Source organism: Flavobacterium sp. WC2430, assembly GCF_040822075.1.
In the GTDB taxonomy this organism is placed as follows: Bacteria; Bacteroidota; Bacteroidia; order Flavobacteriales; family Flavobacteriaceae; genus Flavobacterium.
Genome location: NZ_CP162007.1, coordinates 1767159 through 1790149 on the forward strand (window position 1 = coordinate 1767159; position 22991 = coordinate 1790149).

A 22991-nucleotide genomic window follows, 5' to 3' on the forward strand; every position below is an offset into this window, starting at 1 on the left:
CCTGCAGATTAAGATTTTATGAAGCAAAAAAAAACTGTCATAATAGACAGTTTTTTAATTTATTTTCAGGAATTATGGCACTATAATTTTTTTACTTATTTCTCCATCTGAAGTTTTAATTTTTACAATGTAAATACCAGAGCTTATTTTTTTAACTGGAAGTTGAATGTTTTGCCTATTTTGATTTTCTATATCCCAATTAATAATTGATTGACCAGATACATTGTATAAAGTTACTTTTTTAATAATTGTATGATCCGAATTGTTATAAATTTCGATACTATTCCTTTTTGGAAAATGAATGATATTAATACTATCTACTTCTAGGTCTATATTGTTGTTACTATTATTAGTACTCAAAGTTTTATCAGTGAATCTTAATGAAAATCTATCGTTATATTCTCCGATTGGGATCATCACTTCAAAGTTTTTATTTTTTATATCATGGTAGGTGTTATTAGAATTGTCATAGATAAATATATTTTGATTTTTGTCAAAATTTTCTAAGCTATCAATCATGAATACCACTTTTCCTTCAGTATCCGATTTAACACCAATGGGGTAGGAACTATTTTTGTCAAATGAACCTACACCTTGAATAACTAATTGATTTTCACCACACATAAAATACATATCATTTGGGTACTCATCAAAATTAAGTCCATCATAACCATAGTCCATTTCAATCGTTGCTTTTTCATCCATAAAGCCCAATAGTGTTTGGCGATGTGCAGTATTATTAGAATCAAATCCTAAACGAATTTTTTTATAATTCTTTTTTTCTGCTTTATCACTTTCATTATTATTCCAATATTTGTCCTTGCCAGGTTTTGTTTTGAACATTAAATTGGAAGTGCTTTCGTTTTCTTTAATAAAACCTCTTTGGCTGTTCTTGTAGGTTACAGTTGTTGCCGTTGATCCAATTTTTCCATTTACAAAAAAACTTTGTCCAACAGGGATATAACGATTTGGGATACTTCTAGTTGTAGTACCTAATCCACTTATGTAGTCCACACCAACAGACGTAGGAGGAACCCCCCCCGTTAAATTCCTTTCTGCGTATCCTCCTTCATAGTCTCTAAGAATATGGGTATTGTTAGTTGTGTAGTGTTCCCAAAAATATAATGTTCCATCAATGGAAGCCGAATTATCCGTTATAAATGCATCTGCATCTAAGGCTGAAGGATAGGGATTTCCAGTTAGTAATAGTTGATCTGAACTAACAGTATTTGTCGCAATAGTTCCATTATTTGGTTTTCCTATAAAAGTATAGTTTTGAGTTGCTCCAGCTCCTCCACTTCCTTTGAGAGTAAAACCTTGTCCTACACGTAACGAGCCTGTTTCGCCTATTTGAACCCAATTTGCGTAAGCATTTGCATAGTTATCAAATTTATATACCCAATAACGAGCTAAACTGATTGGAGAAGTTGGGGATCCATCATATCCACCTACCCAATTAATTGCTGTTGGTGTAGCAGCATTTGTCCCATCTTTTAAAACACCTCCAACAGTATAATCGGTATTGTTAGCGGTTGTATTTATAGGGCTCACAGGCGAACTCCAGTAATTATAATTGTATTTATTTGATTGTCCTTGTTGGTCTCTTTCAAGTGATCCGCTACTGGTAACATCCAAAATACTTCCTTCGGTTTGTATTAATTGTGATTTTCCAACTAGGTCTATTTTTCCATTTAATTTCAAATATTTCGAAACCTGTATTTTTGAATCATTTTCTGCACTTATGGTATTGCTATTCACTAGTAATCCTAAAACAGTTTTGTTACCTTTAGAAGTAATATAATGTGATGTTTTAACAATATTCCAGTCTATTCTTGTAGTTCCATCTATTGCTAAACTATTTGGGACATCCCAAACATCATAATAAGTCCAAGTATCATCTTGTGACCAATCTTGATTGCTTATTCTTGAGGTATAAGGTAACGGAGCGGTATCTGGTTGTTGCGTACCAATATTTCTTAATTTCCCATTAATAGCTGATGTAGATTTACCTACTACAAATCCGTTAACTACATCATTTACAGGATTCATTGGATAATAGCCATCTAAATTAGTCCAAGTTAAACCAGGAATATCTAGTGGAACAATGGCGCCTTTTACATTTCCACCATTATTTTGGATCTCTTGATTCATCATTTGCCGAATTTGATCAACGGTCAATTCCACTTTCCAAATACGAAGTTCATCCATCCACCCATTAAAATAGTTGAATGGAATACCACTACCTTGATCCATCGCTCCTAAAATACAATTAGCACTATTATTTAAAATGGGGTTAACTCCTGAAACAGCATTTTGTACAGGTATTCCATCGATATATAATTTGTAATTTGAACCATTAAAAGTGACAGCAACATGATACCACCTATCTGTATTAATAGTAAAGTTTGAAGCTATTGTATTTCCATTATTCCAGTTAAAAGAGATAATGTTATTTACTAATTTTAAATCATAACCATCAGCTGTACTTGTGCCAAGTCTTTTAGAAAGTATAGTTTGTTTGTTCCCATTCGTAGTATTTGATTTTACCCAAGTTTCTATACTGAATGAACCAGTATTTAAACCATAATTATTTTTAAAAGTAACATTATCATCAATTCCATCAAAATTCAAAATGTTACAATTAACAAACGTCACTAAAACATCATCTTTTGTACCTGCACAACTTGTAGTCCATCTTAATAAATAATTACCAACATTAGGACTATAAAAAGTAGAGTTTGTACTTGTATTATTTGAAAATACTTCTCCACCACCTGCAGGACCACTAACAATAGACCAAGTTCCACTTGTTCCTGATGTTGCTGCCAAATTAACAATTTCACCACCACAGGATACTACTTGGTCAGGACCTGCTAATGCTGTAAAACAGGGGCTTCCTGAATTATCCAAAGTTACAGTGGTAGGAGCCGTAATAGGAACCTGGCATCCTGAGGTGTTATCAAATCCTTTAAAAATGGCTTTATTAACGGCTACACCAGATACTGCTCCGGTTCCATTTATTGTACCACTAACTGAAATTACTGAGTTACAACTATTATTAACTATTATAGCACAATCTTCTGTGGCTTTTACTTTAAAAGTGATTGTTGCCAATAAAGTATTTTGGTCTGCTGGAAGTGGTAACGTACCCATGTCCCAAATAATTGAATGGCTAGTATTATCATAATACGGCAGATTTGTCGTGGTTACCGTAGCGTCTTTTGTACTATTGATACTTCCTACTATAAAATTGATAGTATTGGATATTGGAATAGTGACTATATTATTATTAATAGCTTCTGTTCCTTTATTTTTAATATTTAGGGTATATGATATTTCCTGACCTGGTAATACAGAATAGGGTTGTGGCGGAGTGGTAACGGCGTTAATTGAATTAATTGCCATAAATCCTTCTGGTTCTGGAATGTAGGTATCTACGGACATGGCGAATCCAAATATGGTATACACTTCATACGTGGAACCAAATCTAAAGGTGGTAGAAGTTTGATTGTTTCCAATAACTGTGTTTCCAGCATTAGGAACGGTAAACATACTGAAATCTACTCCCGTATTATTTTGTAAAATGGGGTTGCTTTTGCCTGCAGCAGGGACTGGAAAAATCGACGAATTAAAAAAGTTATTAGTGGTATTACCGGCATGATTTAAGGTCAAATAATTTGTCGCGTTGTAAACATTAGGGTCCGCATTAAGTTTTAGTACAGCTAAATAATCACTTCCAGAATTTGTAGCAACATCACCTTCAGCTGCCATTACACCAAGTTTCATATTAACTGGACCAGCACCTACAGTTGTAAATCCTGAAATAGGAATTGTTCCATATTCACCACCTCCAGAGCGTTGACCATTAACATATGCATAACCATCAAAAAGTGTGACTGCTCTACTTTTCATTGCCGAATTCTCGTAAATAACAATCATTACCCAACCACCTGAGTAACCAGGATTGTTGTTTGTCCCTTCTATTAAAGCAATATCGGCTACAGTATATGCACCTGGTCCGTATGTTTTTACATAGTCTGTTATTTCTTGATAACCTATAAAAATACCACTCTGTGCCGATCCTGGGAAACGAATATCATAATCTGGAGCTTTAGGTTTTGCTGTAATAGCTGTATATGCAGCTGCACCTGGTCCTTTTATAGAAATAACTTTTTTATCATAGTTTTTTGTTACTGAGCCTTTTGTTACTGAAAATGTTTCATTATTATCGTTAGATTTTCCTGTCCAGTAGAGTCCCGCGTAAACGATTTTTGAGCAATTTTGGCTAGAGCTATTTTCTCCTGAATTCGAGAGTTCGAGGGTAGCCATAGAAGAATTTAAAGTATTGGAATCACCATCAATATCGACGTATTTCATCGAATTCCCTTCATTATTTGTTGTATTGTTATAATTTGTAAGGGTCAAATTTGTGTTGCCCAACATGGTGAAATCACCTTTTAGATTATATACAGTAGTACCAGGCGTTGCGGATGAAGTTCTTTGTGTAAAATTGACTTGAGGTGATGTCAATGATTGTGCCTTCATATCAATAGATAACATCAATAATAATGAAATTATTACTATTGGTAAATTTAAAATTATGTTTTTAAAGTAAAGTTTTCTCATAGTAGTTTGGGTCTTAAACACAATGAATATTTATCTTAACTTCCTAAAAAAAATATAACTGAAAAAAGTAGGTAGTATTAAATAGTTTTATAGCAAGGTTAATTTAAAAAAATCTGAATCAAATATAATTTATTTGTTTTTGTTTTTACGTTTTTACGCATATTTTACCGACTAAATACATTAAAATTGGTAATTAGTAAGTATTTTCTTTAAAATAAATATATGCTATACCTGTGGCTTTACATAAAAAATAATTCTAAATGAATAGAATAAAGTATGTTTTATGGAATCTATTTAGGGAATTATGATTTTTACTTTAAGTCTACTGAATTATGAATTTTTGCAATATATAGTTTGTTACTTATTTTTTTTATTGGTACCTGTATTATTTTTCGCATTGATTTTTAATATTTCAATTAGTGATTAATTGACCAGTTGCGCGAAAAAAAAATACTTTTTTAAAACTAGAATCTGCTTTTACTCTAATTGGGTAAATTAAATTTGGATTATAAAAGAGTTCGAATTGAATTATTAATTAATTTTCTCCATTCATAAAGCCTAGTAAGTCTTTAAGGTGGATCGTATTATTGGAGTCAAATCCTAAACGTATTTACTAATACTTAAGTTTTTTAATTTTGTCATCTGTATTATTGTACCAAAAAAAGTCATTTGCTGTCTTATTTTTGTACATAATATTGGAGGCAACATTACCTTCTTTAATAAAAGAGCTTTGAGAGTTCTTAGATGTTATTGTTTCACCAGAAGCACTGTCATTTACAAAAAAAAACCGTGGCGAACTGGAATAAATTAATTTAGAATGTTTCTTGTAGTTGTACCTAAGCCAGTAAAATAATCAATACCAATTGAGGTAAGAGAGACTCCTCCTTTTAAATTTATTTCAGCGTATCCACCTTCATAATCTCTTAAAAGAGGAGTGCCGTTTGATGGGGAATATTACCAAAACATATAATGTTACATCTATTGAAGTTGAGTTAACGTTTATAAATGCTTTAGTTTTCTATTTAATATTATTAAATATTTAATTATTCTTTTTTTTAATGTTATTTTTTTAAGGACTGTTGTTTTTATGTGTTATTTTTATATATTTAACAATATTTGTAAATTATATATTATGAAAATTTCAAGAGTAGTTTTATTTATGATGTTTTTTTTTATTGGGATTGGGTATTCCCAAAATAAACTTTCGGGCAGTGTAGTAAACAGTAATAATAAACCTGTTGCTAATGCTAAAATTTATTTAGATTCTATTTATTCGAACGTTGAAACGGATCGAAAAGGAAATTTTGAATTATCCTTTCCCCAGAATGTAGCTACAATAAATGTTTATTCTAATGAGTATGGTTTATTGTCTAATAAATTCAGTAATGAAAAAGTTATGAATTTCATGTTTCTTAATTCCCCACTACCTTCAGGAGAAAGAATTCAAAAAGGAGGAGTATTGAAAATGGTGTATTCTAAGCAAACTAATGAATATAAGGTAAATACCGCTAAAGGTTCTAGTGTTGAAACGGACAAAAATGCAGTAGTTTATAACACTATTTATGACCTGTTACGAGGCCGTTTACCTGGGGTTACAGTTTCAAGAAATAATAGTATATCTATTAGAGGGATAAGTTCTGTGAGAAATATTTCGGATCCATTATTTGTTGTCGATGGTGTAATCGTATCTAGTATTGATTTTATTTCGCCAAACAATGTGAAAAAAGTTAGCGTTTTAAAAGGAGCGGAAGCATCTATTTATGGCTCTAGGGGCTCAAGTGGAGTTATTGTAATAAAAACAAAATAAGTAAAGTTATTTCTTTTTTTAATATATAATTCCTTCTAAACTAATTGATTTAGAAGGAATTATTGTAATTACTTAAGACTGCCAGAAACGCTTATACTTTCACCAGTAATCCAAGAAGAATCATCTGAAGCTAAGAATACAGCCACTTTAGCAATGTCAGTTGGTTGACCAACACGACCAATAGGGGTGTTTGCAACTGCTTGTTTTTCAAAGTCTGATCCAATGAATCCCATGGTATGAGTTTATTTGGTTTCTATGATTTCTGGATAAATTGAATTAACATGAATCTTTTTTGGTCCTAGTTCTTTTTGGAGTGATTGAGTCTAATGTGCTTTTAGTAGCTAAATATATGAAACCCATTAGAAAAGGATTTTTACTCACTACTGTACTCATAATTTATAATACTTCCTCCATATCTCCAAATAATTTAACGGCTTCTTGAGTAACTAAAAAAGGACGTAGTAAATTGATGGTAAAATTCCTCTTCGGTAATACTTTCAATTGGAGTAAATTGATAGACACCCAGATTATTTATAAAAAATCCCATGAACCGTATACTTTTTTAGTTGCTTCAAATAGATTCTTTACAACTGCTGAATTAGACAAATTAGCTTGAATGGCTACCGCTGTTCTGCCATTTTTTGCAATTTCAGCAGCAACTGCATTAGCTCCTTCTTTGCTCTTTCGGCTCCCGTTTATTTTGCAATTTCAGTTCCAATTCCTTTAGAAGCTCCTGTTATTATAATTACTTTATTAATTAGTTAAATCATTTTAAAGTATTTTAAATTATTAATTTTACATTTGTACCGAAAAGATACTATTAATAGTGTATTTAAGATACTATTTAGTTAAATTGTATTTACCCTAAGGGGAGCTGCATAAAAAAAACAAAAGTGAGAGATGAAAGATTTTGTAGTTCTCATTGTCCTCTAACTAGGGCAATTAGTAAGATTGGGAACAAATGGAAACCAATTATTATAAATGTTATTCAAGAAAGAACGGTTCGTTTTGGGCAGTTGGATACTATTATTCCTTTAATAACTAGGAAGGTACTAACGGAGCAATTAAAAGAATTAGAAGAAGATGGTATTTTGACACGAACTGCCTATAAAGAAATCCCACCAAGGGTAGAATACTCTTTAACAAAGCAAGGGTTAGAATTAGTGCCTATTTTAAAGACAATCACTGATTGGAATATAAAATATGAAAGTAATGGAACTGGTGAGTTAAAAATACCCAATGAAAAATAATTTAGCGAAGTGAATCAGTTTATTAACATGATTATATGAAATTATTAAATAAATACGTACTAATTTTGCATTTCTTTTTTTAGATTATATACAATGAAAATATTATATACTTATATTAAAGCGCATAAACAATTATTGTTTTTGGCTTTATTTTTAGCAGCTATCAATCAATGTTTTTCACTTTATGACTCCATAATAATTGGTAAACTGCTTAATGAATGTGGAGTAGGGGTTACTAATTTTAATCATAATTATTCTGCTTTTGTCAAAGTAGTTTTGGGTTGGTTAGGACTTTCGTTAGGTGCTGCAATGCTCTCGCGAATAGCCAAAAATTTTCAAGATTATTTCACCAACATCATTATTCAACGCACAGGTGCGCATATGTATACCGACGGTATCCAAAAGGCTCTACAGCTTCCTTTTCAAGAATTTGAAGATCAAAGTAGTGGAGAAACTTTAGGCAAACTCCAAAAAGTAAAAATAGACTGTGAAAAGTTTATTACTTTATCTATTTCGATGGTTTTTCAAAGTCTTATCGGAATTACATTTGTTGTAATATATGCAATAAATATTCATTGGCTTTTAGGACCAATTTTTCTTGCCACTGTACCAGTTATAGCAGTAGTAAGTTCTTTTTTAGGTAAAAGAATAAAAAAAATTTCTAAGGAAATACTGGGAGAAACTACTGCATTAGCAGGAGCAACAACAGAGTCTTTAAGAAATATAGAATTGGTTAAAAGTTTAGGACTGACAGAACAGGAAGTTGATCGATTAAACAGTACAACTAATAAGATTTTAGGTTTAGAATTAAAGAAAGTACGCTTTATTCGTTCACTGAGTTTTATTCAAGGTACAACTGTTCATTTTATGCGAACAGGTTTAGTTTTTGCGCTATATATGTTCATTTTTCAAGGAATTATCAAGCCAGGTGATTTAATTACGTTAATGTTTTTTTCTTTCTTTTTATTTAATCCTTTGCAAGAATTAGGTAATGTGATTGCTACTTATAATGAAACTAAAGCTTCTATGGATAATTTTGGAGATTTGATGCGTTCAAAAAGTGAAAAGAGACCACAGCATCCCCAAACTATTGGCGCTATCAATAACTTAAAGTTTTCGAATATTTCATTCAAACATATTTCAACAAGTACTTATGCTGTAAAAGATATTTCTTTTGAAGCTAAGGCAGGAGAAACGATTGCTTTTGTTGGACCATCAGGGAGTGGTAAAACTACTTTAGTAAAAATGTTAGTTGGATTGTATTCTCCCGCAGAAGGATCTATTTTTTATAATGAAAGAAATGCTAAAGATATTGATTTGACTGAATTAAGACAGCAATTAGGTTTCGTTACTCAGGATGCACAATTATTCTCAGGAACAATTAAAGATAATTTACTATTTGTTAAGCCAACTGCTACAGATGAAGAGATCTATGATGTTTTACAAAAAGCAGCTTGTCAAAACTTATTGGAGAGAGCCGAGAACGGTTTGTATACGACAATTGGTGAAGGTGGGATTAAAGTTTCAGGAGGAGAAAAACAACGATTGTCAATTGCTAGAGCATTATTGAGAAATCCAAGATTATTAATATTTGATGAAGCAACATCTGCACTAGATTCAATTACTGAAGAGGAAATTACTAAAACAATAAGAAGCATATCATCCAAACAAGATCAAATTACCGTTTTGATAGCACACCGTTTATCAACTATAATGCATGCCGATAAAATATTTGTATTAGAACAAGGGCAAATTATAGAACAAGGAAAGCATCAAGATTTATTAGATGAAAAGGGATTGTATTACGCTATGTGGAGACAACAAATTGGTGAAAGAAAGTAAGATTTTTCTATAATTAATAATTTATCACGGAATAATTTGAATTTTAACTTACTGAAATAGTGATAGTTATTTATATTTTAATAAAAATTTAAAAATATATAAATATTCTGAAACGTGTGTTCCAGAATATTTATATATTTGCATCATATTTAATGTCTTATGGCTCGCAATGTTGAATTTAACGAAATGGAAAGCATAGAGAAAGCTATGAATGTCTTTTGGGAAAAAGGATATCATGGTACTACTATGCAGGATTTAGTTGATGCAATGCAAATCAATAGGAGTAGTTTATATAACACCATTGGAGATAAACATTGTTTATTTATAAAGTGTGTTACTAGCTATACCGAAAATGCGATTCAAGAATCGAAAATTAAAGTTGCTCAGGAAAAATCTCCTTTGCAAGCGCTTAAAAATATTATTTATGATAAAGCTGCTTGGGTTGTAGATTGCGAAAAAGGGTGTTTAGGAGTAAAGACTATTTTTGAAATTGCTCCTGAAGATGCAGAAGTAAGAAAAATATTGAGTAGGAATAATGATATTTATATTGACTTTTTAACAGAAGTTATCCAAAAAGCAATAGATGAGGGAGAATTAGAGACCACTGAAGATGCTTCATTAATTGCAGAATACATTTTGACCACTTTTACAGGCTGGAAACAAGCATACATTTTACATCGAGATCCTATAAAGATCAAAAAGATGTCAGAATACCTTATTAAACACATTACAAATTAGCATTTTTTTTGCTTATATTCTGGAACGTTTGTTCCAATAAGTACTATCTGAAATAATTACTATTTCATTTAAAATCAGAATAATATCTGGAACGATTGTTCCAGAATTATATAATTATTTACTAACCTTAAATCCTCTAAAAACACGTCTAATTCTGGAACGAACGTTTCAGAATAAGTAATGAAAATCAATTATAATTTAATGAAAATCAAATCCAATCCAAACATGAAAACAATTATTACTCTAAGCATAGTGGCTTTAATATTAACAGGTTGTGGTAATAAAAATGAAAGTGCACCAGTAAATGTACTAGCAACATTGCCCGTTTTAAACATTGCCTATGAATCGGCAACAACTGACACAGAATTCCCAGTAGCCATTCAAGGGAAAACTGATGTTGAAATCAGATCTCAAGTTAACGGAACTTTAGATAAAATCTATGTTGATGAAGGAGCCTATGTTTCTCAAGGACAGCCTTTGTTTAAAATCAATGACAACTCATACCGTCAGCAATTTAATAGTGCATCGGCAAGTTTAAATGCTGCTAAAGCTACGGTTATCAATGCTCAAATTGAAGTAGAAAAATTGAAACCGCTTGTGTTAAATAAGGTGGTTTCGGACTATCAATTAAAAATTGCGAAAGCAAATTTAGAAATTGCTAAAGCGACTGTTGCTCAAACACAAGCTGTTGTGGCCAATGCACAAATTAATCTAGGGTACACTATAATTAAAGCGCCTGTGAGTGGCTACATTGCTAGGATACCAAGAAAACAAGGAAGTCTAATTAGTACGGCTGATCCTGAAGCTTTGACGAAATTATCGGATACTAGAGATATTTACGCATACTTTTCTCTAGGTGAAAATGATTTTATCAATTTTAAAACTCAATATGAAGGTAAAACCATAAATGACAAATTAAAGAATTTGCCACCGGTATCTTTAATTTTATCAGATAATTCCATTTATTCTCAAACTGGAAAAATCGATATGGTCGATGGTCAATTTGACAAAACTACAGGTGCAATTACACTAAGAGCTAAGTTTTCTAATCCAAACGGATTGTTGCGTTCTGGAAATACTGGGAAAATAAAAATTAGTATGCAGCACGAGAACTCGATCGTAATTCCGCAAGCAGCTACAATAGAAATTCAAGATAAATTTTTTGTTTTTCTTGTTGATAAAAAGAATAGTGTTGCGAGACAGCCTATACTTATTTCAGGAAAAAGCAGTACTAATTATATAATAAAAGAAGGGCTTAAAACGGGTGATCGAATTGTATTAAAAGGCTTTGAAAGTTTGCCTGATGGTGCTACAATTATCCCTGAAAATTCCCAAAAAGTAGTAGCTAAAAATTAATTCAACTATTTAATAAATATAAAATATGTTACAAAAATTTATTGACAGACCAGTACTGTCAACGGTAATAGCTATTCTTATAGTTATCCTAGGAGTTATAGGATTAAGGGCGCTCCCTTTACAACAATTTCCAGATATTGCTCCTCCAGCTGTACAAGTTGTGGCACTTTATCCTGGGGCCAATGCGGAAACAGTTTTACGTTCCGTTGCGCCATCTCTTGAAGAAGCTATCAATGGTGTAGAAAACATGAGTTACATGAGTTCTACTGCGAGTAATGACGGTTCATTAGTAATTACTGTTAATTTTGAGTTAGGAACTAATCCTGATCAAGCAGCGGTAAATGTTCAAAATCGAGTTTCTCAAGCTACGAGTCAATTGCCTCCAGAAGTAGTTCAAGCTGGAATATCAACAACCAAAAAGCAAAATAGTCTTTTGATGGTGGTTGATTTATACACCGAAAATGAAGCGCAATACGACCAAACTTTTTTAGCTAATTATTCTCAAATAAATATAATTCCTGATTTAAAAAGGATTCCTGGAGTAGGGCAGGCAGTGATTTTTGGAGGAAGTAAAGATTACTCTATGCGCGTATGGTTAAGCCCATCAAAAATGGCTAGTTATAATCTAACTCCACAAGAAGTTATGGGAGCTATTCAAGACAAAAACCTTGAGGCTGCACCAGGTAGATTTGGGGAAAGTAGCAAGGAATCTTTTGAATATGTAATTAAATACAAAGGAAAATTAAATAAACCGGAACAATATGAAAATATTGTAATTCATTCGAATGCGGACGGGTCTGTATTGCGTTTAAAAGATGTTGCCCGAATTGAGTTTGGTTCCTACACTTATGGAAGTAGTACGCGTATTGATGGAAAATCAGGGCTTAATATTGCAATTTATCAATTGCCAGGTTCGAACTCCAGTGATGTTCAAATTGCGATTAAAGCAATGATGGAAAAAGCATCCAAAGATTTTCCAAAAGATGTAAAACACTTAATTCTGTATAATACTAAAGACTCATTAGATTTATCAATAGATCAAGTAAAACACACTTTAATAGAAGCTTTTATTTTGGTTTTCATAGTAGTGTTTTTATTCCTTCAGGATTTTAGAGCTACTTTAATTCCAGCAATTGCTGTTCCAGTTTCTATCTTGGGTACCTTCTTTTTTATGCAGGTATTTGGATTCTCTGTCAATTTGTTAACGCTATTTGCGCTAGTTCTTGCTATTGGTATTGTTGTAGATGATGCCATTGTAGTTGTTGAGGCGGTTCATGAGAAAATGCACAGTAAAAAATTATCTGCAAAAGCTGCTACAACTTCTGCAATGAGTGAAATTACGGGAGCGATTATTTCGATAACCTTAGTAATGTCGGCGGTATTTCTTCCTGTAGGTTTTATGGAAGGTTCAACAGGTGTTTTTTACAGACAATTTGCTTTTACATTAGCTATTGCCATTGTGATTTCGGCAGTGAATGCTTTAACACTTAGCCCAGCTTTGGCAGCTTTATTTTTGAAAGACATTCAACACGATGTAGATGGAGAAGAGGTGAAACCTAAAAATTTCAAGGAAAAATTCTTCATTGGGTTTAACCAAGGATTTGATAAACTGACAAATAAATATGTAAAGAGTCTTCGCTTTTTAATTAAGTTTAAATGGGTGAGCCTTGGTGGATTGGCAGTTGTAATTTTGGCGACTGTTTACATGGTGAAAACAACATCGACAGGTTTCATTCCATCAGAAGATCAGGGTTTTATAGCTATATCAATGTCGATGCCAGCGGGAACATCTTTAGAGAGAACCAAAACGGTTATGCTAGATGTAGAAAAAACACTGGGAGATATGCAGTCTAAAAAGACATTAAACATTCTTTCAGGGTTTAACTTACTTACACAATCAAGCAGTCCATCAGCAGGAGTAATATTCATTTTATTGAAACCAGCAGCAGAGCGTGGTGATATTACGGATATTAATGCTATCATGGGCGATGTTAGACAAAAGCTAGCTGGAATAAAGGGAGCAGGTTTCTTTGTGTTTACTTTCCCGACAGTTCCAGGCTTTAGTAATGTTGATGCTTTAGATATTGTTTTAAAAGACAAAACAGGACAAAGCATAAGTAAATTTAGTGGTGTCAGTACTACTTTTATTGGTGAATTAATGCAACGTCCAGAAATTGCATTTGCTTTTACAAGTTTTAAAGCAGATTATCCTCAACTTGAAATGGAAGTAGATGATGTAAAAGCAGAACAACTAGGGGTGAATGTTAGAGATATTCTGCAAACCATGCAAGCCTACTTTGGTAGCGCACAAGCTTCTGATTTTAATAGATTTGGGAAATATTATAGAGTTGTAGTTCAAGCTGATGTGGATTCAAGAAACAATGTAGAATCTATGAATGGAATATTTGTAAAAAATAGACAAGGCGAGATGGTTCCAGTTTCTACTTTGGTAAAATTGAAACCCGTTAATGGACCAGAAACAGCTTCTCGTTATAACCTTTTTAATTCCATAAGTGTAAATGCCATTGCTGCTCCAGGATTTAGTACAGGTGCAGCCATAAAAGCAGTACAAGAAGTAGCCGAAACAAAATTACCTAAAGGATACAGCATTGAATTTTCAGGGCTTACCAAAGAGGAAATTACATCTTCAGGACAATCGGCTGTTATATTTGGATTAAGTCTGTTATTTGTGTTCTTTTTACTAGCAGCACAGTACGAAAGTTATATTCTTCCTGCAGCCGTTATTTTATCAATACCAACAGGAATTTTTGGAGTATTCCTTGCCATTGGTTTAACTGGAATTGAAAACAACATTTATGTTCAAGTTGCCTTAATCATGCTTATCGGATTATTGGCTAAAAATGCCATTCTTATTGTTGAATATGCGATTCAAAGGAGACGGGCTGGGAAATCGCTTTTGGCCTCTGCATTAGAAGCAGCCAAATTGCGTTTACGCCCAATTATCATGACTTCATTTGCTTTTGTAGTTGGACTTATTCCAATGATGCGCGCAACAGGACCATCAGCATTAGGAAACCATTCGATTAGTATTGGTGCAGCTGGTGGAATGATATCTGGAGTTCTTTTGGGAATATTTATTATTCCGGTATTGTTTATTGTTTTCCAGCATTTGCAAGAGAAAGTTACTGGTAAACCCTTGGCAGTTATAAACAACGAAAGCCATTCAAAAAAATAATCTGTATCAATAGCAATCTTAAAAAATCATCTTATGATAAAAAATATAAAAAGGAGTGTTGTAATAGGATCTCTTTTTACAGCCTTCACATCATTTTCTCAGGAAACTCCAAAAATTGGAGTTCCTGAAAATTTCAGAAATTCCACTTCGATAGATACCACAAATACGGCTGATATTAAATGGAAAGATTTTTTTGCAGAATCCGATTTAGTAAAGTTAATTGATGATGCATTATTGAAAAACAATGACTTGCAAATTGCAGATAAAAATATGGCTATTGCCAATTTACAATTCAAGCAAACTAAATGGGGAAATGTTCCTGAGCTCAATGCTTTTGCAACAGCTTCCTCGAACAGATTATCAGATAATAGCTTAAATGGAATAAGTACAAATCAATTTCTGGGTAAAAAACATTTAGAAGACTATTCGGCAGGACTAAGTTTGTCATGGGAAGCAGATATTTGGGGTAAAATAAAAAACCAGAAAAAAAGTGCATTAGCTGCTTATATGCAAACAACAGAAGCCAAAAAAGCATTGCAAACAGCAATAGTTGCAAGTGTGTCAAAAGGGTTTTATGATTTGTTGATGCTAGATGCACAATTAGAAATTGCTAAGAAAACACTTGTATTGAATGACAGTACTCTTTTTATTGTAAATCTTCAATATGAAGCCGGACAGGTGAATTTATTTGCAAAACAACAAACAGAAGCACAACAACTTGTTGCAGCCCAATTGATTCCACAATTAGAGCAAAATATTCAAATTCAAGAGAATGCATTAAGTGTATTATCAGGGACTTTTCCAGAGGCTAAAGATAGACAGAGCAAGCTGGAAACTATAGTGATAAAAGACAATCTTTCTGCTGGAATTCCATCTCAGTTATTGAGTAAACGACCAGATGTAAAAAGTGCTGAAATGGGGGTAAAAATGGCCAATGCAAGAGTTGGTGTAACGAAGGCCAGTTTGTATCCTTCTTTGAATATTACGGCTAGAACTGGTGTAAATTCATTCGAAATAAACAATTGGTTTAATATTCCAGCTTCATTATTTGGTTCTATTGCGGGCGGATTGACAGCACCACTACTAAACAGCAAAAAATTAAGAACACAATTTGAAATAGCTAAAGTAGAAAGAGAGCAATCAATATTACAGTTCAAACAAACTGTTTTAGTAGCTGTAGGTGAAGTTTCAAATGCATTGACTAAAATTGAAAAACAAGCAGCGCAATTTGAGATTGCAAAACTAAGAACAACAACACTTCAAAAAGCAATTATAAATGCAAACATGCTTTTTAAAAATGGTATGGTAACTTACCTGGAAGTAGTTATTGCGCAAGGCAATCTTTTGCAAGCAGAGCTAGAATTGGCTTCGATAAAAAAAGAGCAATTATTATCTAATGTTGAGTTATACCGTGCTTTAGGTGGCGGTTGGCGATAACAGTTAATTTGTATTTATACAGAAAAACTCGGAAGTGATTCCGAGTTTTTTTATATAAATAATTAAGATATTATATTTTCTTGCAGTGTAAATCCGATTAGTTTTAAAAAAATAAGGGACAATGTTACGTTCATAAACATCCAACCTATAATACACTCTGTTTTAAAATAGTAGTATTAAACAGACTTAACATCTCTCTCTTCGCTTTGGGCGTTCCATTCTGAATCTGATAAATTTAGGTATAAAACATACTAGAAGATGCTCACGTTTCCAACGGTAACATTTTAAGAATAAGAACATGGCTACAAACAGAAATATACCTGACCCAACGGCAACCTGAAAGGGATAAGACAGTACATTTTTTTGTGGAATAATCATTGGAACAAGAGCAATGGCACAAGCTGGCGCAAATGGTTTACCGACAATTTCAAAAAGAAGAAACAGGCATAAAAATAGCAATAAGACCGTATATATTTGTGGGAATCCCAATATTGTATGCAAATAGTGCTGAAAGAGTGTTCCTAGTATAGCAGAAATTAGGATTACTAAATAAACCTGTAGCGGACGATTGCGAAAGCCTGATGATGATGATGGACTGAATTCTATAAACATGACCATCAATGGTGGAACTATAAAATATATTTTCCCAAAATATACCGGAATTACAGCTATGAGTACTACCCAAAACAGTAATTTCATCCAATGCTTCGGACTGTGTTTGTAATGATCTTTTTTTCTATCGAAAGTAATAACCTTGCGCAATGCATTTTTCTCCATAAGCCATTGTCCGGAAACGACCAAAAGACTCATGATGAAAACAGAAACAGGATAAACTAACGAGTTAGTTCCTAATAAAACTGGCAACATTGCAGATGACGTTATTGGAATTAAGGTGGTGCGCGTAAAAATAAGGCAAAGGGATGTAAATGTAAATGAAATTGCAATATTTATTAAAAGAGGGAATGGGGAATAAAGGACAAGCAGAATTCCGAAAAAGGCGCAGACTGTCATCAATGCTACCAGTATCCAATTTTACCTTCAAAAGAATATTCTACTAAATCGACACTTATTTTGCCTGTACCTTCAAAAAGATAAATAGAATACAAAGGAGAACCCCCACATTGATTGATATAATCTGTATTGCATTCTTGGACTGTACAGCCTTTTTGATTGATTTGTGTATCTTTTAACTCTATCTTTTGTTTAGAGAACAATGCTCAAAGTTAAAATATTATTATTTGTTTATGGTTCATGCAGTAAGGTTGTTTTTCTGAATAAGTACGTAATAAAGCACTGGATATGTAAATATACACATTCAGTTAAGCTACATTCTCATAATTAATTTGGATTGTTAAATTCTTTAATGTTTTTTTTGCAATTCAAAGCAGAATGTCTTCTTTTCTGTTTTAACAAATTTCAAAAATAAAAGCCAAATAAAAGTGGCACAGGATGAAATACTAAAATCAAAGAAATCAACTGAAGAACTGGGTTTGTCATTAGTAAATTGGTCTAATTTGTTTTGATGTAAGCGAATTCTAGGATTATAATCTAAAAACGACAAGTTATTTCAGGGCAAGACAGAATAATAAACATACTATTCTTTTGTGATTTGGAAAGTTTACACCTTGTCTTTATATCGATATTTCTAGCTTATGTGTTTGGTAATGATTAGATTGATTTTATAGGTAAATCGTGTACGTTTTGTAAAAGTACTAAAAGTTTAGGGATAAAAAAACGGATTAGTTTGCACTAATCCGTGATTTACATGACTTTAAATCTGTAGCGAGGACGAGATTTGAACTCGTGACCTCAGGGTTATGAAAATTGAAATTTGATCTTTCAAATTTATTAATCTACTGGTATTTAGTGGTTTGTATTTTTGGTGAAAATAGGTTTTTATCGTTTTTTCTACTTTTCCTCACTCCTTTTCCTCACTTTTTAATTTTACCCAAGAACGTTGGCAAATGAGTGGCAACTGAAATGTATTACAAAGTGGTTAGTAGCAAATTTTTTAGTAATAAAAGATTCCAACTTATCTTTTCGTTAATTGTTTTAAGCGACCCTGATAAGATTGTCTATAATTTTTTTTTGTGGTATCGTTCAGAAAAGAAGCTGTTATCAATTTTTCTACATTATCCGACTGTGATAACATCAAATTCATAACGTCATTAAAAATTTTTGAACTAATTCCTGCTTGCTCTGACAGTATGGCAAATTGTTGGCTAATTTTCCCTTGCCCTAAATTCCTAGGTAATAGTCCATCATCTAATGCAAAGTCTTTGTCTTCTATATGGATACGACTATTTAGAAGGTCATAAGCAGGACTTAATCTATAGTCTCCCATAGGGGTTTCAAGCAAAGAAAAGTTTTTAAAATGAGCATCGCCATTTGAGAACAGATAATTGAAAATCAAGATTTTTAAAACTTTAGGAGCTTCCAATTTGTAAGCGGGTAAATATTTCTGCATTAATTGAAATATTTCTAAATAGTTTCCTAAGTATTTATAATGTTCTCCATGTGTTTGTGGTGTCCTTTCGGCCAAGGATGCAAAATCATCTTGAGCGAGTTTTGTGCCATCATCTTTTACATCAAATCGTTTGGTAATATAGGCTGGGGAACCATTTTTAAAGAATATCAGTGCATTTTCAGCAGTTTCTATTCCATAAATTTGGCGGGCAATTTGCATGGTTAAGTGTTCGTTAGAAGGCATTTGGTCTGATTTTTTTCCTATACTTGGAATTGGTTTTAGGATATAGGTACCACGTTCTCCTTCATTGATAAGTCTTAACTTGTTTTTTTCAAGTAATACAGAAAATTTTTCCTGCACACCTGAAATGGAAATACGTTTTCTGTTTTCTTCAAATAAATCATCTGTTTCAGAATTGGATGCAGGAGAATCATAAGGCAATACATGATGTACCTTTTTACCCTGGAACACTTTATTCAAACAGGTTCTGCTATAAGTTTGAAAACCTTCAGCTAAAGTACCGGGACAATATTGTATTTCAGGTAAACTCATTGTTTTTCTATTTTAATAACTCTAACGGCACCAATGCTATCGTCTTTTGCGGTAGTCATAAGCAATCCAAAATAATCATCGAGGTCAATTTTATTATATTTACTGACTACTTGTCTATTAGAACCTTCTGGAAGCATGTTGTAAAAAAAAGGGAATAAGAATTTTGAATGAAATTCTTGTTTGCTTTTAGGTAAAGTTAGACTTATACCTGGTTTAGAGCTGTCTGCAATCCAATAATCATGATAATGAAATGTAAATGAACCATCATCGTGTTGGGTTAATATACCTGCTTCTTCATCTTTATATAATATTTTTGCCTTTCTCATTTGTTACAGATAGATTTTTAACTTTTAGACATACCTCCATACCTAAGGCATCAGCCAGCTTTCCTAAAGTAAGTAGTGTTGGATTTCCTTTTCCGCTTTCAAATTGTTTTAAGGTTCTTAAGCCAACGCCAGATGACTCTGCCAAGGTTTCTTGTGTCACCTGCAGTACTTCTCTACGGTCTTTTATTATTTTTATTAATTCTTTAAAGTGCATTATGTGGCTCTTTTTAATACAAATATAATGCAAATTTTATTAAATTCAACAAAAAGAGCGTTAAATAGCACTAAATAATGTTTTTTATTCTGATGTTAGTGTGTTTTTATTATTTAGTGCTCTATAATGCACTAAATCTAGTCAGATGTTTTAGAATTATCTAGTTTACATATTGCTTTATTAACGGCGATAATCGCCGTTGATTTGTAAAGGAGTAAATTTTAAAGTCTTTCAGATATAATTTGTCTTTTTTTTTTGTTTTAATATTTGGACATTATCATAAAGATACAGGGATTGAAAAGGATATTAGTTTAAAGAGTTTAAGAAAGACTTATTTAACATGGGTAAATATTTGGTTAAAGTTCAAAAGGTAAAAATGAAAACTATATTCCATTTTCACCTTTTTTGCTTAGTGTTTGGTATTTTTTTTGTATCAAAAACTAATTTTGTCACAATAGATTTTTACAATACAATTTGGGCAATGAATTTGCAGACCTTAAAGTGCAATACTTTTTTCTTTATTTAAAAAAGAAATAGTAATATTTAACCTGAGGTCTGGCTTTGTATTGTTCATGTTATGGGGATATAGCCTTCTTTTTTTATTAAATTCCTCAATTGAGTTCCTAACTAAGTGAGGAATTAATTCCAACAAAAAACCCTTAAACAGTTGTTGTTTAAGGGTTTGTTTTCGTAGCGAGAACGAGATTTGAACTCGTGACCTCAGGGTTATGAATCCTGCGCTCTAACCGACTGAGCTACCTCGCCAAAGTTTCAAGAATAACAATTCCTGAACGCGGGTGCAAATATAGAAATAATATTAATGCGTGCAAGCATATTTTAAAGAAAAAAAAATATTTTTAAAAACGTTTTTTTTTCGGGCTTATATTCTATATATTCGAAAAAAATTAAAAGTAGCTCATGGATCAAAAAGTACGTTACGAAATAGAGTTCCCAATCAATTCCTCGCCGCAATTGTTATATCAATATATCTCAACTCCATCTGGATTGTCAGAATGGTTTGCAGATAATGTAAATTCTCGTGGTGAATTTTTTACTTTCATTTGGAATGATTCAGAAGAGAAAGCGAGGCTTGCCTCTAAAAAATCCGGAGAAAAAGTAAAATTTAAATGGGTTGATGGTAATAATAAAGATACCGAGTATTTTTTTGAACTGCACATCCTTGTAGATGAGTTAACTAAAGATGTTTCTTTAATGGTAGTTGATTTTGCTGATAAAGACGAGGTTGATGAAGCGTCATTATTATGGGAAAATCAAATTTCAGATCTTAAACATCTAATTGGATCGGTATAGTAAAATTGTATTTTATAACTTACATTTGCCCTGAACAAAAATCAGGGTTTTTTTATGATTAATTTTAATGGAATTATTGTGTCCCAAGACACAAATGTGTTGACACAGAATCGTGCTTTTTTATTTGGCGATGCCGTTTTTGAAACAGTTAAAATAGTAAATTCTAAAATTCTATTTCTAGAAGATCATTATTTTAGGCTTATGGCTTCTATGCGGGTGGTAAGAATGGAGATTCCTATGAATTTCACTATGGAGTATTTTGAAGAACAAATACTTTCTTTAGCAAGTACTAATTCAGTATTAAATTCATCACGTGCAAGAATTACCGTTTATAGAAATGATGGTGGTTTTTATCTGCCACAAACCAATGAAATTTCATTTTTGATTCATGCTACTTCCATTGAAAGCGCTTTGTATTCATTCGAAAAGACGAATTATGAAGTCGATTTATACAAAGATTTTTATGTGACTAAGCAATTGTTATCTTCTATAAAAACCACAAATCGCATGCTAAATACAACTGCAAGTATTTATGCTCACGAAAACGGGTTGGACAATTGCTTGTTATTAAACGATACGAAGAATGTTGTTGAAGCAATTCAGGGTAATCTTTTTATGGTTGTAGGGGACAAACTAATCACACCTCCAGTGTCAGAAGGTTGTTTGAATGGTGTTATGAGAAAGCAAATCTTAGAATTAGCTAAAAAAATTACAGGTTTAGTAGTTGTTGAAGAAGTTATTTCTCCATTTGAACTGCAAAAAGCCGATGAATTGTTTATTACTAATGTTATCAAGGGAATACAACCAATAACTAAATACCGAAAGAAAGACTTTGCTGTAAACCATTCAAAGGTATTACTGCAAAAGTTAAATGAGATTGTAAGTAGTACTTAGTTTAGGTATGGATTTTCTGGTGCATTTGACCAAATAAGGTATTCGCCTCCTAATTCCATTATTTGTTCTTTCCAAAAATGAGTTGGTGATTTACCAATAATTTTATTTTTATAGCTATTAGGTGCAATAATCCAAGAGTTTGAATTCATTTCGGATTCTAATTGATTTTCATCCCAACCTGTATATCCTAAAAAGAATCGAATATTTCCTTTATTTATTCTGCCACTATTAATAAGGTCTTTTGTTGATTCAAAATCGCCTCCCCAATATATTCCGTTAGATATTTCAATACTATTTGGAATTAAGTCAGGAATGTTGTGAATGAAGTAAAGATTGTCTTGTTCAACTGGACCTCCATTGTAAATTTTGAATTTGGCACTAATTTCTGGAATTAAGTCGTTGATTGTGTATTTCAGCGGTTTATTGATGATAAATCCTACTGAACCTTCTTTATTATGATCAGCCAATAAAATCACAGATCTATTAAATGATAAATCTCCAATTATAGAAGGCTCAGCAATAAGAAGTTGCCCTTTTATTAATTTTTCTGAAATCATAATTTCTGTAATTTTTTTATTAAATTTAAGAAAAAAAACTAAAAAAAACCAAATTTAATCGTTTAAATACAAAAAAAAACCCTCCATCAGGAGGGTTTTTGATTATATTAGGGTGAAAACTTTAAATTAGTTTACTGCACCTTCTAATTCAGCACCTGCTTTGAATTTTACAACATTCTTAGCAGCAATTTGAATAGTTTTTCCTGTTTGAGGATTTCTACCGTCTCTTGCAGCTCTTGCTGAAACTGACCATGATCCAAAACCTACTAGAGATACTCTACCACCTTTTTTCAAAGTACCACCTACGTTTCCTAAAAATGACTCTAAAGCTAATTTTGCAGCTGCTTTTGTAATTCCTGCATCTGCAGCGATAGCATCGATTAATTCTGATTTGTTCATAATAATAGTTTTATTAATT

The 22991-nt window shown here is 32.3% G+C and carries 18 protein-coding genes and 1 tRNA gene; 9 read left to right on the forward strand and 10 right to left on the reverse strand.

The features are described 5' to 3' along the window. Nucleotides 1-72 precede the first annotated feature (72 nt). The gene (locus AB3G36_RS07680) at nt 73-4626 is read right to left on the reverse strand and encodes a LamG-like jellyroll fold domain-containing protein (RefSeq protein WP_367757574.1); all 4554 of its coding nucleotides are present in this window, start codon (nt 4624-4626) and stop codon (nt 73-75) included. A gap of 1132 nt (nt 4627-5758) precedes the next feature. Here AB3G36_RS07680 and AB3G36_RS07685 point away from each other — a divergent pair. Next, nucleotides 5759-6433, forward strand: coding sequence for a TonB-dependent receptor plug domain-containing protein (locus tag AB3G36_RS07685; protein ID WP_367757576.1), 675 nt, complete (start codon nt 5759-5761; stop codon nt 6431-6433). A 68-nt stretch (nt 6434-6501) separates the two neighbouring features. Here the strand turns inward: AB3G36_RS07685 and AB3G36_RS07690 are convergent, their stop codons facing one another. Next, complete coding sequence (locus AB3G36_RS07690) at nt 6502-6666, reverse strand: SDR family oxidoreductase (RefSeq protein ID WP_367757578.1); 165 nt, start codon at nt 6664-6666, stop codon at nt 6502-6504. 660 nt (nt 6667-7326) lie between these two features. Here AB3G36_RS07690 and AB3G36_RS07695 point away from each other — a divergent pair. The 6 genes from AB3G36_RS07695 to AB3G36_RS07720 all read left to right on the forward strand — a co-directional run bounded on the left by AB3G36_RS07695 (nt 7327) and on the right by AB3G36_RS07720 (nt 16252). Further along, a complete protein-coding gene (locus AB3G36_RS07695) occupies nt 7327-7683 on the forward strand; it encodes a winged helix-turn-helix transcriptional regulator (RefSeq protein WP_367757580.1) in 357 nt (118 codons plus the stop codon). A gap of 93 nt (nt 7684-7776) precedes the next feature. Next, nucleotides 7777-9525, forward strand: coding sequence for an ABC transporter ATP-binding protein (locus tag AB3G36_RS07700; protein ID WP_367757582.1), 1749 nt, complete (start codon nt 7777-7779; stop codon nt 9523-9525). A gap of 159 nt (nt 9526-9684) precedes the next feature. Further along, entirely contained in the window at nt 9685-10263 is a 579-nt protein-coding gene (locus AB3G36_RS07705; RefSeq protein WP_367757584.1) for a TetR/AcrR family transcriptional regulator, read from the forward strand. A gap of 201 nt (nt 10264-10464) precedes the next feature. Further along, nucleotides 10465-11619, forward strand: a complete 1155-nt coding sequence (locus AB3G36_RS07710) for an efflux RND transporter periplasmic adaptor subunit (protein WP_367757586.1) — start codon at nt 10465-10467, stop codon at nt 11617-11619. Between the two features lie 25 nt (nt 11620-11644). Beyond that, the gene (locus tag AB3G36_RS07715) at nt 11645-14815 is read left to right on the forward strand and encodes an efflux RND transporter permease subunit (protein ID WP_367757588.1); all 3171 of its coding nucleotides are present in this window, start codon (nt 11645-11647) and stop codon (nt 14813-14815) included. Between the two features lie 33 nt (nt 14816-14848). Beyond that, entirely contained in the window at nt 14849-16252 is a 1404-nt protein-coding gene (locus AB3G36_RS07720; RefSeq protein WP_367757590.1) for a TolC family protein, read from the forward strand. Between the two features lie 186 nt (nt 16253-16438). On the opposite strand, the gene AB3G36_RS07725 is transcribed toward AB3G36_RS07720, so the two are convergent. From AB3G36_RS07725 to AB3G36_RS07750, 6 genes are all read right to left on the reverse strand, one after another. After that, nucleotides 16439-17119: a hypothetical protein gene (locus tag AB3G36_RS07725; protein WP_367757592.1), complete on the reverse strand. Its 681-nt coding sequence runs from the start codon at nt 17117-17119 to the stop codon at nt 16439-16441. Between the two features lie 149 nt (nt 17120-17268). Continuing rightward, on the reverse strand, nt 17269-17466 hold the full coding sequence (locus AB3G36_RS07730; protein WP_367757594.1) for a hypothetical protein: 198 nt from the start codon (nt 17464-17466) through the stop codon (nt 17269-17271). A gap of 818 nt (nt 17467-18284) precedes the next feature. Beyond that, nucleotides 18285-19271, reverse strand: a complete 987-nt coding sequence (locus tag AB3G36_RS07735) for a type II toxin-antitoxin system HipA family toxin (protein ID WP_367757596.1) — start codon at nt 19269-19271, stop codon at nt 18285-18287. Then, nucleotides 19268-19597 carry a HipA N-terminal domain-containing protein gene (locus AB3G36_RS07740; RefSeq protein WP_091433670.1) on the reverse strand — a complete coding sequence of 110 codons (330 nt, stop codon included), beginning with the start codon at nt 19595-19597 and terminating at the stop codon, nt 19268-19270. Before AB3G36_RS07740 ends, AB3G36_RS07735 begins: the two co-directional genes overlap by 4 nt. Beyond that, nucleotides 19572-19811 carry a helix-turn-helix domain-containing protein gene (locus AB3G36_RS07745; protein ID WP_367757598.1) on the reverse strand — a complete coding sequence of 80 codons (240 nt, stop codon included), beginning with the start codon at nt 19809-19811 and terminating at the stop codon, nt 19572-19574. Before AB3G36_RS07745 ends, AB3G36_RS07740 begins: the two co-directional genes overlap by 26 nt. 691 nt (nt 19812-20502) lie before the next feature. Continuing rightward, nucleotides 20503-20576: transfer RNA gene (locus AB3G36_RS07750), tRNA-Met, on the reverse strand. Between the two features lie 153 nt (nt 20577-20729). Here AB3G36_RS07750 and AB3G36_RS07755 point away from each other — a divergent pair. Next, nucleotides 20730-21122, forward strand: a complete 393-nt coding sequence (locus AB3G36_RS07755; RefSeq protein WP_367757600.1) for an START-like domain-containing protein — start codon at nt 20730-20732, stop codon at nt 21120-21122. A 54-nt stretch (nt 21123-21176) separates the two neighbouring features. Beyond that, complete coding sequence (locus AB3G36_RS07760; protein WP_367757602.1) at nt 21177-22016, forward strand: aminotransferase class IV; 840 nt, start codon at nt 21177-21179, stop codon at nt 22014-22016. Here the strand turns inward: AB3G36_RS07760 and AB3G36_RS07765 are convergent. Continuing rightward, the gene (locus AB3G36_RS07765) at nt 22013-22573 is read right to left on the reverse strand and encodes a YqgE/AlgH family protein (protein ID WP_367757604.1); all 561 of its coding nucleotides are present in this window, start codon (nt 22571-22573) and stop codon (nt 22013-22015) included. The two genes, AB3G36_RS07760 and AB3G36_RS07765, sit on opposite strands and share 4 nt — an antisense overlap. 126 nt (nt 22574-22699) lie before the next feature. Then, on the reverse strand, nt 22700-22972 hold the full coding sequence (locus AB3G36_RS07770; RefSeq protein ID WP_073017033.1) for an HU family DNA-binding protein: 273 nt from the start codon (nt 22970-22972) through the stop codon (nt 22700-22702). Nucleotides 22973-22991 lie beyond the last annotated feature (19 nt).